At 71.9% G+C, this 14033-nt stretch carries 14 protein-coding genes and 2 tRNA genes; 7 read left to right on the top strand and 9 right to left on the bottom strand.

Going from position 1 to position 14033, the window contains the following annotated elements; all coding sequences use genetic code 11:
* Positions 1-669 precede the first annotated feature (669 nt).
* Complete coding sequence (locus ABGB11_RS13525) at positions 670-1647, top strand: ATP-binding cassette domain-containing protein (protein WP_347632424.1); 978 nt, start codon at positions 670-672, stop codon at positions 1645-1647.
* Positions 1644-2465, top strand: a complete 822-nt coding sequence (locus ABGB11_RS13520; protein WP_347632423.1) for an ABC transporter permease — start codon at positions 1644-1646, stop codon at positions 2463-2465. The genes ABGB11_RS13525 and ABGB11_RS13520 overlap by 4 nt, the downstream gene beginning before the upstream one ends.
* Before the next feature lie 90 nt (positions 2466-2555).
* Here the strand turns inward: ABGB11_RS13520 and ABGB11_RS13515 are convergent, their stop codons facing one another.
* Positions 2556-5777: a BTAD domain-containing putative transcriptional regulator gene (locus ABGB11_RS13515; RefSeq protein ID WP_347632421.1), complete on the bottom strand. Its 3222-nt coding sequence runs from the start codon at positions 5775-5777 to the stop codon at positions 2556-2558.
* Positions 5778-5843: 66 nt separating this feature from the next.
* Between ABGB11_RS13515 and ABGB11_RS13510 the strand changes: the two genes are divergently transcribed.
* The 4 genes from ABGB11_RS13510 to ABGB11_RS13495 are packed head-to-tail and all read left to right on the top strand — an operon-like array spanning position 5844 to position 8122.
* Positions 5844-6101, top strand: coding sequence for a Rho termination factor (locus ABGB11_RS13510; RefSeq protein ID WP_347632419.1), 258 nt, complete (start codon positions 5844-5846; stop codon positions 6099-6101).
* A complete protein-coding gene (locus ABGB11_RS13505) occupies positions 6102-6461 on the top strand; it encodes a VOC family protein (RefSeq protein WP_347632417.1) in 360 nt (119 codons plus the stop codon). It abuts the gene before it with no gap.
* Positions 6458-6967 (top strand): DUF1360 domain-containing protein, encoded by a 510-nt coding sequence (locus ABGB11_RS13500; protein WP_347632415.1) that lies wholly within the window; start codon positions 6458-6460, stop codon positions 6965-6967. Before ABGB11_RS13505 ends, ABGB11_RS13500 begins: the two co-directional genes overlap by 4 nt.
* Before the next feature lie 57 nt (positions 6968-7024).
* Entirely contained in the window at positions 7025-8122 is a 1098-nt protein-coding gene (locus ABGB11_RS13495; protein ID WP_347632413.1) for a Vms1/Ankzf1 family peptidyl-tRNA hydrolase, read from the top strand.
* A gap of 120 nt (positions 8123-8242) precedes the next feature.
* On the opposite strand, the gene ABGB11_RS13490 is transcribed toward ABGB11_RS13495, so the two are convergent.
* The 8 genes from ABGB11_RS13490 to ABGB11_RS13455 form a co-directional block, all read right to left on the bottom strand.
* Positions 8243-8315, bottom strand: a tRNA-Ala gene (locus tag ABGB11_RS13490).
* 85 nt (positions 8316-8400) lie between these two features.
* Positions 8401-8976 (bottom strand): hypothetical protein, encoded by a 576-nt coding sequence (locus tag ABGB11_RS13485; protein ID WP_347632411.1) that lies wholly within the window; start codon positions 8974-8976, stop codon positions 8401-8403.
* 114 nt (positions 8977-9090) lie between these two features.
* Positions 9091-9321, bottom strand: a complete 231-nt coding sequence (locus tag ABGB11_RS13480; protein WP_347632409.1) for a hypothetical protein — start codon at positions 9319-9321, stop codon at positions 9091-9093.
* Between the two features lie 242 nt (positions 9322-9563).
* Positions 9564-9636 (bottom strand) — tRNA-Ala (locus ABGB11_RS13475).
* 77 nt (positions 9637-9713) lie between these two features.
* Positions 9714-10376, bottom strand: coding sequence for a histidine phosphatase family protein (locus tag ABGB11_RS13470; RefSeq protein ID WP_347632407.1), 663 nt, complete (start codon positions 10374-10376; stop codon positions 9714-9716).
* Positions 10369-10782, bottom strand: coding sequence for a ribosome silencing factor (gene rsfS, locus ABGB11_RS13465; RefSeq protein WP_347632406.1), 414 nt, complete (start codon positions 10780-10782; stop codon positions 10369-10371). The genes ABGB11_RS13470 and rsfS overlap by 8 nt, the downstream gene beginning before the upstream one ends.
* Before the next feature lie 181 nt (positions 10783-10963).
* Positions 10964-11563 (bottom strand): nicotinate-nucleotide adenylyltransferase, encoded by a 600-nt coding sequence (nadD, locus tag ABGB11_RS13460; protein ID WP_347632404.1) that lies wholly within the window; start codon positions 11561-11563, stop codon positions 10964-10966.
* 50 nt (positions 11564-11613) lie between these two features.
* The gene (locus tag ABGB11_RS13455; RefSeq protein ID WP_347632402.1) at positions 11614-12900 is read right to left on the bottom strand and encodes a phenylacetate--CoA ligase; all 1287 of its coding nucleotides are present in this window, start codon (positions 12898-12900) and stop codon (positions 11614-11616) included.
* A gap of 90 nt (positions 12901-12990) precedes the next feature.
* Here ABGB11_RS13455 and ABGB11_RS13450 point away from each other — a divergent pair, with 90 nt between their 5' ends.
* Entirely contained in the window at positions 12991-14025 is a 1035-nt protein-coding gene (locus tag ABGB11_RS13450; protein WP_347632400.1) for a M48 family metallopeptidase, read from the top strand.
* Positions 14026-14033: the final 8 nt, after the last annotated feature.

The raw sequence follows: 14033 nt of genomic DNA, 5'->3' as shown, positions 1-14033 counted from the left end.
TTGCCTCAAAGAAATCCCAGACCATCCAAAAGATGATCACGGGGCGGTCCAGCCCACAGGCCGGACCGATAAAGGCACTGGCTTTTAACACGCTGTTGAGTTCTCAAGAAACGGACACCCACCGCGCCGGACCCCGCTCTCACGGTCCCGACTCCGGGGCAACCCTTCTAACTTACCTGGTTCGTTCCCGTTGTCAAGTCGATCGGCGAAGATCTTTTCGACGGTTCGAGGACGTTCCAGGCCCCACGCGACGAAACATCCCCAGGTCGAGAACCTGGCGAGATCGTTTCGTAGGGAGTGCCCTGCGGGCCGGCCACCTTGCGGCGTCCTGCATCCCGTCCGGGCCTGCCATTCAAGAGTACCCCGGCCCGAAGCAAGCTGCGAACCGTTTTCCTCTGTTGGCGTCCCCCGGGGCCGTCCGCCTGTCGGCGTCCCGCATCCCCTTGGGGCACGACAGAGATTAAGCAGCCCCGGAGTGTCCGTCAAATCGGCCTGGCCGCCCGCGCGCCACCGTGCCGGAATGCCCAGGTCACGCCCGGTTCAGGCAATCGGGATCAAGGCCATGTCAGCGCGATGTCAGTGTCCGGACGCCGATGTGCGCGTGCTGTCAGCGGCCTGCCCCACGGTGGTGATCGTCACAACGAAGGACATGCGAGAGGCACACGACACATGGACGAAGTGATCCGCGCAGAGGGACTGCGCAAACGGTTCGGGGACACCATCGCGCTGGACGGGGTGGACATCACCGCGCGCCGGGGCATGGTGCTCGGTGTCCTCGGGCCGAACGGGGCGGGCAAGACGACGGCCGTGCGCGTGCTGGCGACGTTGCTCGAACCCGATGCCGGCCGGGCGGAGGTGTGCGGCTATGACGTGCTCAAGGAGCCGGTACGCGTCCGCGCGAAGATCGGGTTGACGGGGCAGTACGCATCGGTGGACGAGGAACTGACCGGCACCGAGAACCTGGTGATGATCGCGCGCCTGCTCGACTTCGGCCGCCGGGAGTCGAAGGCGAGGGCGCGGCAGCTGCTCGACCGGTTCCGGCTCACCGAGGCCGGGTCGCGCGCGGTGAAGACGTACTCGGGCGGGATGCGCCGCAGGCTCGACCTGGCGGCGAGCCTGATCAACCATCCCGAGGTCATCTACCTGGACGAACCGACGACAGGGCTCGACCCGCGCGCCCGCAACGAGGTCTGGGAGACCGTCCGGGAGGTGGTCGCCGACGGGGCGACGGTGCTGCTGACCACCCAGTACCTGGAGGAGGCGGACGCGCTCGCCGACCGGATCGCGGTGTTCGACCACGGCCGCGTCATCGCGCAGGGCACGGCGGACGACCTGAAGGGGCGGATCGGTCAGCAGACCCTCGTGGTCCGCGCGGCCGAGCCGTACCGCGTCGAGCAGCTCGCCGCGATCGTCGCCGAGCTGACCGGGGAGCGGCCGGAGGTGCAGGCGCCCACCGGTCTCGTCACGGCGCCCGTCCACGATCCGCGGCTGCTGTCGGCGCTCGTCCGGCGGCTGGACGACGCGTCCATCGTGGCGGCCGAGCTGGCGCTGCGGATGCCGAGCCTGGACGAGGTGTTCCTCACACTGACCGGTCACCTCGCCGATGACCCCGGGCCCGAACTCGTCACCGAGGGGAGCGTGGCATGACCGCGATCACCGTTGACAGCCGTCCGGCCGCCGGGGAGCCGCCGGCGCGTATCAGCCCGCGCCGGACGCTGCGGCACGGCCTGACCTTGGCGTGGCGGAACCTGGCCCAGCTGAAGCATTCGCCGGAGAAGCTGCTGGACACGACGCTGATGCCGATCGTGTTCCTGCTGCTGTTCCTGTACGTGTTCGGCGGCGCGGTCGCCGGCGACACGCGTTCCTACCTGCAGCAGTTGCTGCCGGGCCTGGTCGCGCAGATGGCGATGTTCGCGACGATGGGGTTGGGGACGGCGCTGAACGAGGACATCCACAAGGGGGTGTTCGATCGGTTCCGCAGCCTGCCGATCGCCCGGTCGGCACCGCTGATCGGCTCGGTGCTGGGAGACACGGCCCGGTTCATCACCGTGATGACCGTGCTGGTCGGGTTCGGGTCGATCCTCGGGTTCCGGTTCCACACCGATCCGCTGTCGGTGCTGGGGGCGTTCGCGCTGGCGTACGTGTTCTACCTGGCCGTCTGCTGGATCTCCGTTCTGGTCGGCCTGGTCGCGCCGACACCGGAGACCGTTCAGGGGCTCGCGTTCATCTGGGTGATGCCGCTGACGTTCGGCAGCAGCGTCCTGGTGCCGGACACGTCCACGATGCCGGGCTGGCTGGAGGCGTGGACGAAGGTGAACCCGGTGACGCACCTGGCGGAGTCGGTGCGCGCGCTGACCATCGGCGGGCCGGTCGGCAACCACGTCTGGTACACGCTCGCGTGGGCGGCGGGCATCGTCGTCGTGACGTTCCCGCTGGCCATGCGCATGTATTCGCGCAGGGCCTGACCGCCATGCCGCGCGTCGCGCCGGCCCGGACACTCGATTCCCGGGCCGGCGCGGCGGCAGGCCTCAAGCGAACCGCCCGCGCCCACCACCTCACACGGACGCGACCAGATCGCCCGCCTGCTCGAAGACCTCGCCACGGGTAATCCGGCGGCCTCGCTCGTACGCGTCGCTGAAGGCGTCCTCCCCGAGGACCTCGCGGACGGCCGGCAGGGTGCGCCGGACCTCGTGGCTCGTCATGTCCCGATACCCGTGCAGGCTGTGCGCGGTACCGAGCAGCTCGGCGGCGCGGACGTGCGCGCCGCACGCGGCGGCGTACGCGGCGAGGCCCTCGATGAGGGACGCCACGTTCGGATTGCCCATGAGCGGGTCGTTCTCCAGGCCGCCCAGCGCACGGCCGTGCCACCGCCGCGCCGCCTCCAGGTCGCCGTCCTCCTCGGCGAGGCAGCCGAGGCGGCTGAAGGTCCGGCGGGACGCCTGCACGAAGTCGGCACGGTGCCCGCGCGATTCCACCCACTTGTACGCGCGGTCGGCGTGCTCGCGGGCGTCGTCGCGGTCCCCCTCCAGGAGGGCCAGCTCGCACAGCAGGAGCGAGCAGCCGGCGGCGTCCGCGAACTCGCCGATCCGTTCCGTCTGGGCCACGGCGCGTTCGAGTTCGGCGCGGGCGCGGACGGTGTCGCCGAGCTGGGCGCGGGCCTTGGCGAGCTGGGCGAGGATGGCGGAGCCCTGCTCGGGGCTGACCCCGGTCGTCGCGTACTCGTAGGCCTCGTCGCCGAGCCGGACCGCCTCCTCCATCTCGCCGCGGGCCATGGCGAGATGGACCATCGCGCTCAGCGCGACGATCATCCCGAACCGGTCGCCCAGCTCGTGGAACCGGGCGTAGCCGTCGGCGGCGCCCTCGGCGGCCTCGGAGAGGTCGCCGAGGTTGATGCCCACGTGGGCGAGGACGACGCGGGCGACGGCGCGGACCCACGGGTCCGGGTGCTCCTTGATGCCGCCCATCCGCCCGCGGATCTCCTCCATGTCCCCGGTGAAGATGCTCAACGCCGGCCGGGCCAGGGCGAGCATGGGATGCATCGGCGCTTCGGGCATCCGGGCGGTGGCGTCCTCCAGCGTCCGGTGCATCGACTGGGCGGTGGGCCCCGGCTCCACGGTCATCTCGCGGACGACGTTGGCGGCGACCACGCAGAGCGCGTACTCCTCTTCCAGCCCGGGCGGGGCGGTGTCGCCGGCCATGTCGCGGACGGCGAACGTCCAGCCGCTCGCCTCGCGTTCCATGTCGCGCACGACCCAGAACCACACCAGCCCGGCGACGAGCCGCAGCCCCGACTCCACGTCGCGGGTCTCGGTCACGTGCCGGAACGCGATGGTGAAGTTCTCCCGTTCGGCGGCCAGCCTGGACGCCCACCGCAGCTGGTCGCGGCGGCGCAGCTCGGGCTCGGCGCGTTCGGCGAGGCCGACCAGGTAGGCGACGTGCGCGTCGCGGACGCGGCGGGTCTCGCCGGCCTGCTCCAGCCGCTCCCCCGCGTAGACGCGGACGGTCTCCAGGAGCCGGTAGCGGACGTCGGTGTCGCCGTCCGCCATCACCAGCGACTTGTCGATCAGGGCGGCGATCACGTCGATGACGTCGTGCGGGTCGGGCGCGTCCAGGGCGCACACGTGGACGGCGGCGTCCGGGGTGGCGCCGCCCGCGAACACCGAGAGCCGGCGCAGGACGACGCGTTCCACGTCGTCCAGCAGGTCCCAGCTCCAGTCGACGACGGCGCGCAGCGTCCGGTGCCGCGGCAGCGCGGTGCGGCTGCCGCCGGCGAGCAGCCGGAACCGGTCGCCGAGCCGGGCCGCGACCTGCCCGGACGTGAGGGAGCGCAGCCGGGCCGCGGCCAGCTCGATGGCGAGCGGGATACCGTCGAGCGCCCGGCAGATCGCCACGACGTCGGCGACGGTGGAGCCGTCCACGGCGAAGCCGGGGCGGACGGCCGCGGCGCGGTCGGCGAACAGCCGCACCGACGCGTAGCCGAGGGCGTCGGCGGGGGCGGTGACGTCCTCGTCCGGCAGCGGAAGGGACGGCACCGGGCACAGCGCCTCGCCGGTGATGCCGAGCGGTTCGCGGCTCGTCGCGAGGATGCGGAGGCCGTCGGCCTGCGCGACGAGGTGGTCGGCGAGCCGCGCGACGGCGTCGACGAGATGCTCGCAGTTGTCGAGGACGACGACCGTCCGCTTGGTGGCGAGGAAGTCCGTGAGGCGTTCGAGGGGCCGCACGGCGGCGCGTGTCTCCGCGGGGCGGACGGTCTCCGGGACGCTCAGCGCCGACAGCAGCGCCTGCACGACGTCGTCCGGGTCGGTGACCGGGGCGAGCGGGACGAACCACACCCCGTCCGGCATCTCGTCGAGGAGCGCGGCGGCGCTCTCCTCCGCGAGCCGCGTCTTGCCGGCGCCGCCGGGGCCGGTGAGGGTGACGAGCCTGGTCTCGCGGAGCTGCTTGCAGACCCGCTTGGACTCCTCCTCCCGGCCGACGAAGCTGGTGAGCTGCGCGGGCAGGTTGGTCCGAGCGGACCGCGGCAGGGCCGACGCGGGTTCGAGCGCCGCAGGAGCGGCCGCGGGCTCGCGCCGCAGAATCGACAGGTGGACGCCGGCCAGTTCAGGGGACGGATCGACGCCGAGCCGGTCGGCGAGGGCGCGCCGCGTCTCCTCGTAGACCTCCAGGGCGTCGGCCTGCCGTCCCGCCGCGTACAGGGCGCGCATCAGCTGGCCGCGCAGCCGCTCGCGGAGCGGGTTCGCCGCGGCCAGCGGCTCCAGCTCGGCGACGGGCGGGAAGGGCAGGCCCGCGGCGGTCTCGGCGTCGATCCGGTCCTCGACGGCGGCGAGGCGCAGCTCCTCCAGGCGCGTGATCGTCGCGCGGGCGAAGTCGGCGTCGGCCACATCGGCCAGCGCGGGACCCCGCCACAGCGCGAGCGCCGCCCGCAGGCCGTCCGCCCGCCGCCCGGCGTCCCGCTCCGCGCGGGCGGAGGCGACCCCGCGCTCGAACGCGACCGCGTCGATCTCGCCCGGGTCGATGCCGAGCCGGTAGCCGGCGGGGCCGTGCTCGACGACGTCCCGTCCCGCGACGCCGCGCAGCCGGGACACGAGCGCCTGCAGCGCGTTCCCACCGGGCGGCGCGCCGTCCCACAGGTCGTCCAGGAGCCGGTCGGCGGACACCGGGCGGCCCGCCTCGGCCGCCAGCCGGATCAGCAGGGCGCGCAGCCTCCGGCCCCCGACCTCGACGGGCCGCGCGGCCGCGTCCCGCACGTCGAGCGGGCCCAGGATGCCGATGCGCACGGTGCCCCCTTCCCGCCTGCCATTGTCGCCGATGTGTGGTTCTCGCGTGCCGGGTACCTGTCCGCTATGCCCAGAGCACAGATCAAGGACGAGAAGAAGTACCAGAAGCTCCGCGAGAAGGGCGAGAGCAAGGAGAAGGCCGCGCGCATCGCGAACGCGTCCGCGGGTCAGGGGTCGAGGAAGGTCGGCCGCAAGGGCGGCAAGAACCCCTCGTACGACGAGTGGACGAAGGACGAGCTGATGAAGCGCGCCCGCGAGATCGGCATCGAGGGACGTTCCTCGATGAACAAGTCCCAGCTGGTCAAGGCGCTGCGCGACCACTGAATGGAACTCGTCTTCGTCCTGGACTGCCGCGCCCCCGACACCCTGGCCGACTTCTGGGCCGCCGCGCTCGGCTACGAGCGCGGCGGTTTCGACCCCCCGTACGTGAAGCTCACGGACCCGTCCGGGAACGGGCCGCGCATGCTCCTGCAGCGCGTCCCGGAACCGAAGACCGTCAAGAACCGCATGCATCTCGACCTCCGCGTGGCCGACATGGACGCGGAACTGGCCCGTGTCACAGGCCTCGGCGCCACCGTCGTCCGCGGCCCGTTCGTGGACGACGGCTGGCCGACGACGGTCCTCGCGGACCCCGAGGGCAACGAGTTCTGTGTGATCGTCCCGCCCGGAGAGGAGACCCCATGAACGCGGTCGTGGACACCGCGCGCAGGCAGGCCGAGGAGTACGCCGGCGACGATGACCGCCCCCTCGGCTCCTACCTCGGCACGCTCGCCGTCTACGGCGTCACGGCGGGCACGCTGGCGCTGCTGGGCCGGCGGCTGCGCGACCGGCCCCCGGCGATCGGCCTCGCCGACCTGGCGCTGATGACCGTCACGACGCACAAGCTGTCCCGCCTGATCGCGAAGGATCCGGTGACGAGCCCGCTGCGCGCCCCGTTCACCCGCTACTCGGGGACGGCCGGTCCAGCGGAGGTCGCGGAGGAGGTGCGCGGGAAGGGCGTCCGGCACGCCGTCGGCGAGCTGGTCACCTGCCCGTTCTGCACGAGCCAGTGGGTCGCGACGGCCTACGCGGCGGGCCTGGTGTTCGCGCCGGAGGCGACCCGGCTCGCCGGCACCACGATGACGGCGGTGGCGGGCTCGGACTGGCTCCAGCTGGCGTACGCGCGGCTGCAGCGGTCCGCCCAGGACTGATGCCCCAATCGCCACGTTCTTTACGTTTGCCCCAGTGATGCCGGGTACGGCGAGTTCATGGATCTCGCATTCCTCAAGCCGCTGTATCACCGTCCGGGCCCCTACGTGTCGGTGTACGCCGACCTCACCCGGACCACCGAGGACGCGACCAAGGCCGCGGAGCTGCGGTGGCGCGCGCTGCGCGCGGACCTGGAGGCGCAGGGCGCGCCGAAGGACACGCTCCGCGCGGTCGGGCAGACCATCGACGAGGAGCTGACGCTCCGCCGCTCCGAAGGCATGGTCCTCTTCGCCGCGGACGGCGCGGTCGTGTACAGCGAGCGTCTCCCCCACGGCCCCCGCACCCCCCACGCCACCGTCGCGCCGCTTCCCGACGTCCTGCCCTACCTGGCCGAACGCGGCGAGCGGTTCCCGCATCTCCTGGCGGTCGTGGACCGCCGCGGCGGCGCCATCGACTGCGTCACCGCCGACGGGAGGCACGACCACGTCGACGTCGAGGGCGACGAGGAGTACCCCATCCGTAAGACGAAGGCGGGCGACTGGAACCAGTCGCGCTTCCAGCGCTCCTCGGAGAACGTGTGGAAGCTGAACGCCAAGAAGGTCGCGCACGAGATCGACCGGGCGGCGGAGCGCTGCGGCGCCCAGGCCATCCTGATCGCCGGCGATACCCGCGCCCGGACGGCCGTCCTGGAGGAGGTCTCGGAGCACGTCCTGGAGCACACCGTCGAGGCCGACAAGAACACCACGGTCGACGACCCGGACCTCGAAGCCGAGCTGCGCCGCCTCCTGCGATTGAAGACGGCGGAGCGCGTCATGACCGTCGCCGAGCGCTTCGACCGCGAGCTGGCGAACGGCCAGCGCGCCGTTTCGGGCCTGACCCCGACCGTCGAGGCCGTCCGCCAGGCCAGGGTGGAGACGCTGCTGCTGTCGGACGAGGAAGTAAAGGACCACCTGTGGATCGGCCCCGACCCGCTGCACGTGGCGGCCACGGCCGAAGAGCTCCGGGACGAGTTCGGCGTGGACGCCCCCCGCGAGGACCGAGCAGACGCCGCCCTGATCAGGGCCGCCACCGCAACCGACAGCGAGCTGGTCCTCCTCCCCACGAACGGCACCCCGAAGAACGACCAGGTAGGAGCCGTCCTCCGCTACACCGCCTAGAGAACAGGGGCAAGGGTCGGAGCCTCGACATCGGGGTTTCCAGGGGTCGCCGCCTGGGCCAACACGACGAAGGAGTGGCGGCCCGCGCTTTCCGCGGGCACACCACTCCCAACTCGTTCGTGGAGCTATGGGGATTCGAACCCCAGACCTCCTCCATGCCATGGAGGCGCGCTACCAACTGCGCCATAGCCCCTCGGTCGTGGAAAAGCTTAGTGCACGCGGGGAGCGGTTGGGACGCGCGGGCCGCGGAGTGTCATGACTCCGCGGCCCGCGGCCGGTCAGTGGTTGCCGGACCGGTAGATGTAGGTGCGGGTGACCTCGTCGAGCACCGGCATCTTGACGATGAGGTCCCTGGGCCATGCGACGACGGAGCCGAGTGGACGCTCGGTCTCGACGGTCCTGCCGTTCCTGTCGGTGTACTCGATCTCGATCTCGTTGATGTACGAGGTGTTCGGGTCCCGCTCGGTCCGGACCTGGGCCGGCCGGCCCAGGCCGGCCTTGGTCAGTTCGGCGCGGATCTGCTCGGCGCGGATCTGCTCGGCGCGGATCTGGTCGGCCCGGGTCTGGTCGGCCTGCGTCTGGTCGGCCTGCTTCCCTTCGACCTGGGTCTGGTGCACCTCGGTCAGCTCGGCCTCGTTCGTCGAGCACAGGGCCCGGTTGAGGTCGGGCCGGGCCGGAAGCAGATCGAAGTAGCTCAGGACGCTGAGCGCCTTGATGCAGTCGTCCATCTGCTGGCTTTCCGGTGCGGGCGGCGGCGCGGCGTGCGCGGACGCCGGCACCGCCAGGGCCATGGCGGACGCCACGGCGAAGGTGGCGGTCAGCAGCGGTGTTCTCGCCCTGGTCCGGATGTTCATGGGGTCAGCCCTCATCTCGATCATGCATCGCCACGACCTGGCGTTCCCGCATGATCGACATGGTGAAGCGCGGCCGGGAGAAAGGTAGCCGCCGCCATGGTGAAGGCTTTGCGGTCAGGCCCAGCCGAGGCGGTCGCCGACCTCGTCGGGCGCGTAGCCGCGGTGCCCGCCGTCGCCGATCCAGACGATGCCGTCGGCTTCGGCGACGGGCCCGACGCCGTGCTCCTGCGGCATCCGCGGCTGGATGGCGAGCCGGACCTCGGTCCCGGGCTCGTACCGGCGCAGTTCGGCGATGAGGTCGGCCACGGTGACCTCGCGCTTCGGTCCCCTGCGGTGTCTTCCCATACCCCGCATGAAACCATCCCGTCCCGCGTGTTTCGGCCGCCTCACGGAACCCGGTCGCTCAGCCTGTGCCGCGGCGGACCCGCCCACCTCGACATGAGAGGCATCACCACCCAACCCGCACGGAGGGGGCGTGGACGCGGAGCCCCCACATCGGGGGTTCCAGGGGGTCGCCCCCCTGGGCCAACACGACGAAGGAGTGGCGGCCCGCGCTTTCCGCGGGCACACCACTCCCAACTCGTTCGTGGAGCTATGGGGATTCGAACCCCAGACCTCCTCCATGCCATGGAGGCGCGCTACCAACTGCGCCATAGCCCCGCCGCTGCGTGGACGTTCATCCCGCAGCGCCCCGCCAGTGTATCGGACGGACGGCGCGGTGCTCGAATCGTTTGCGGTCAGGTGCCCGCGTCGGGGCGGTCGTCGCTGAGGACGGGTTCGGGGAGGGTGCCGGCGTTGTGTTCGGCGAGCCGCCAGCCGCCGTCGCGCATTTCGGTGATGACGGACCAGCAGCAGTTGGAGAGGCCGCCGAGGCGTTCCCAGACCTCTTCGGGGAGGCCGATGAGGTGGGACATGCCCAGGCGGAGGGCGGCGCCGTGGGACGCGACGACGAGCTGGCCGGTGGGCGGCAGGTCGTCGAGGGCGCGTTCGAGGGCGGCGCCGACGCGTTTGGCGACCTGGGCGCTGGTCTCGCCGCCGGGCGGCTGCCAGGCGGCGTGTTCGGCGGGGTAGCGTTCGCGGATCTCGTGGGCGGTGAGGCCTTCCCAGGCGCCGCCGTCGCGTTCGATGAGGTCCTTGTCGTACCGGATGGGGAGTCCGGTGAGGTCGGCGAGGGCCTGGGCGGTGTCGGCGGCGCGGCGGAGCGGGGAGGCGAGGATCGCGGTGGGGCGGAGCCCGGCGAGGAGGGCGGCGGAGCGGCGGGCCTGCCGTATGCCGGTCCCGTCTAGGGGGATGTCGGTCTTGCCCTGGAATCGGCGTTCGACGTTCCAGGCGGTCTGGCCGTGCCTCCAGAGGACGAGCCGCCGCCTGCCGGGTTCGCGGGCGGGGCGGCTGTCAGTCACTCGGGCTCCCGACGGCGCGGGCGCGCTGGGCCTGGTGGGCGGTGACGCTGTCCGGCAGGACGATGAGGGGGCAGTCTTTCCAGAGCCGTTCGAGGGCGTAGAACATGCGGTCTTCCTCGTGCTGGATGTGCACGATGATGTCCGCGTAGTCCAGCAGGACCCAGCGGCCCTCGCGTTCGCCTTCGCGGCGGACGGGCTTGGCTCCGGCCTCTTCGCGCAGGCGCTTTTCGACCTCGTCGACGATGGCGCGGACCTGCCGGTCGTTCGGAGCCGAGCAGAGCAGGAACGCGTCGGTGATGACGAGCTGCTCGCTCACGTCGTAGGCAAGGATGTCGTCGGCCAGCTTGTCGCCCGCCGCCTCGGCGGCGATCCGGACGAGCTGCGCCGCCCTCTCGGATGCGGTCACGATGCGCTCGCGATCCTCCCTGTAGGGGTCGTCTCGCCTACACCTTCTCACGGGTGGCGGTCGACCGACCTCTTTGTCGCTGTTCGACCGCAAATGGCAGCTGCGGCCCCTTCCTTCTCCAGAATATGTGCCCCGGCGCGCCGGGCCCCCTGCCCCCGCCGCCGGGCGGGCGGAGCGCGCGTCAGCCGGTGGCGCGGTACAGCTCGCGCTTGTTGATGTACTGGACGATGCCGTCCGGGACGAGGTACCAGATGGGCTCGCCGGAGTGGACGCGCTCGCGGCACTCGGTGGAGGAGATCGACAGGGCGGGGACCTCCATCAGCGAGACGCGCCCGTCGGGCAGGCCGGGGTCGGCGAGCCGGTGGCCGGGGCGGGTGACGCCGACGAAGTGCGCGAGCTCGAACAGCTCCTCGGTGTCGTGCCAGGTCAGCATCTTCTCCAGCGCGTCGGCGCCGGTGATGAAGAACAGGTCGGCGTCGGGGCCCTGGATCTCGCGCATGTCGCGCAGCGTGTCGACGGTGTAGGTGGGGCCGGGCCGGTCGATGTCGATGCGGCTGACAGAGAAGCGCGGGTTGGACGCGGTGGCGATGACGGCCATGAGGTAGCGGTCCTCGGCGGCGGCGACCTTGCCCCGCTCCTTGTGGGCGGAGATGCCGGTCGGCACGAACACGACCTCGTCGAGGGAGTAGAAGTGCGCGACCTCGCTGGCGGCCACGAGATGCCCGTGGTGGATCGGGTCGAACGTGCCGCCCATGATCCCTAGGCGCCGCTTTTGCGTCATGCCGACGAGAATAGCCAGCGGCCCGGCGCCCGGAACGCCCGGCCCCGGGGTCAGGCCAGGCCCGGCAGCGGTGGGCCGCCGTCCTCCCAGACCACGACCCGGACGGCCTTGCCGACCTCGACCCGCGGGACGGTGCCGGCGGGCAGCACGGCCACCTCGGCGGTGAGGCCGAGCGTCTCGTGGAGGGCGTGCGCGAGCGCGTCCTTCGGGTCGCCGGAGAGGGCCTCGCAGGCCACCAGGAGCCGGACGGACGGGCTGCGGCGGTCCACGACGAGCTGGTAGTGCGGCCGGACGAGCCCGGAGCCGAGCAGGACCCGCTCGACCTCGCTCGGGTACACGTTGACGCCGCGGACGACGAGCATGTCGTCGGCGCGCCCGAGGACCTTGCTCATCCGGACCAGGGTCCGGCCGCAGGGGCACTCGCCGCGGGTCAGCGACGCGATGTCGCCCGTCCGGTAGCGCAGCAGCGGCAGCGCCTGCTTGGTCGGGGTGGTGAACACCAGCTCGCCGGGCGTCCCGTCCTCGACGGGCTCGCCGGTGGAGGGGTCGACGGCCTCGACGATGAAGTGGTCCTCGTTGACGTGCAGGCCGTCCTGCTCCAGGCATTCGGTGGCCACGCCCGGCCCGATGACCTCCGAGAGGCCGTAGATGTCCATCGCCTTGATCGGCAGGACGTCCTCGATGGCGGTGCGCAGTTCCTCCGACCACGGCTCGGCCCCGAACAGGCCCGCCTTCAGCGCGGGCAGCTCGACGCCGGCCTCCGCGACGGCCTCGCCGAGCCGCAGCGCGTACGCGGGGGTGCAGGTGAGGATGTCGGCGCGCAGGTCGGCGAGCATCCGGACCTGCCGGTCGGTCATGCCGCCCGACATCGGCACCACGGTCGCGCCGAACGCGACGGCCCCCTGGTGGATGCCGATGCCGCCGGTGAACAGCCCGTACCCGTAGGCGTTGTGGACGATGCTGCCCGGCGACGCCCCGGCGCACGACAGCGAACGCGCGCACATCGCCGCCCACAGGTCGAGGTCGGCCCTGGTGTAGGCGACGAGGGTCGGGCGCCCCCGCGTCCCGCTGGACCCGTGGACGGCGGCGACCTGGTCGCGCGGGACGGCGAGCATCCCGAACGGGTAGTTGTCCCAGAGGTCCTGCTTCGTGGTGAACGGGAGGTTGCGCAGCTCGGCGAGCGTCACGTCCGCGCCGCCCTCGACGCCGGTGCCCTTGAGCCGCCGTCCCTGCACCCCGTCCGCGGCGAGGAGCCGGTCGACCATCCCCCACAGCCGGTGCCGCTGCAGCGCGGCGCGCTCGTCGAGGGACATCGCCTCGGCCTTGGGGTCGAACATGGGGCCTCCAGGACACGTCCAGAGCCGGACGGGGCCCCCGCTAGGGGGAACCCTGCGGCACGGTGGTTCGTCGGAACTACCATGCCAGGTATGACGGAGAACACGCCGGATCGAGCACGCACACGCTTCCCCGGGATCAGTTCCCGGGCCTACGAACACCCCGCGGACCGTTCGGCGCTGGTGGCGCTGCGCTCGCTGTCCGGGTTCGACGTCGTCCTGCGCAAGCTGTCGGGGCTGGTGAACGAGCGGTCGCTGCGGCTGATGTTCCTCGGCGGGACGGTGCGCGTCGGCGAGGACCAGTTCCGCCACATCCACGACATGGTCCGCGACGCCTGTTACATCCTGGACATGCCGGAGGTCCCGGAGCTGTACGTCCGGCAGGACCCGACCCCGAACGCGATGGCGCTCGGCTCCGACCACCCGTTCATCGTCCTGAACACCGGGCTGATCGACCTGCTGGACGAGGAGGAGCTGCGGTTCGTCGTCGGGCACGAGGTCGGGCACATCCTGTCCGGGCACGCGGTTTACCAGACGATGATGCAGATCCTGCTCCAGCTCGGGTCGCGGCTGGCGTGGCTGCCGCTCGGCAACGTCGGCATCGCGGCGATCATCATCGGGCTGCGCGAGTGGTTCCGGAAGGCGGAGTTGTCGTCGGACCGGGCGGGGCTGCTCGTCGGGCAGGACCTCGACGCGGCCAAGCGGGTCAACATGAAGCTCGCCGGCGGGACGAAGCTGGGCGAGATGAGCAGCGAGGCGTTCCTGCAGCAGGCGCGCGAGTACGACGCGGCCGGCGATGTGCGGGACGGCATCCTGAAGTTCCTGAACCTGCTCGGGCAGTCGCACCCGTTCGCGGTGATCCGGTTCGCCGAGATCGACCAGTGGGCGCGCAGCGGCGAGTACGAGCGGATCCTGGCCGGCGACTACCCGCGCCGCGGCGACGACGACAGCGCGTCGGTCAGCGACGGGATCAAGGACGCCGCCAAGTCCTACCGTGAGTCGTGGGAGCGCACCGCCGACCCGTTCGTCGGCAAGGTCCGCGACATGGCCGACGCCGCGGCGGGCGCGGCGGGCGGGCTGTTCGACCGGTTCACCCGCCGCGACAACGGGCCGACCGACCGGAACTGACCACGTGG

Source organism: Actinomadura sp. B10D3 (genome assembly GCF_039871695.1).
GTDB classification, from domain to species: Bacteria; Actinomycetota; Actinomycetes; order Streptosporangiales; family Streptosporangiaceae; genus Spirillospora; species Spirillospora madurae.
The sequence above is the reverse complement of the archived record's forward strand: the minus strand, read 5'-3'. Positions and strand labels throughout refer to the sequence as shown.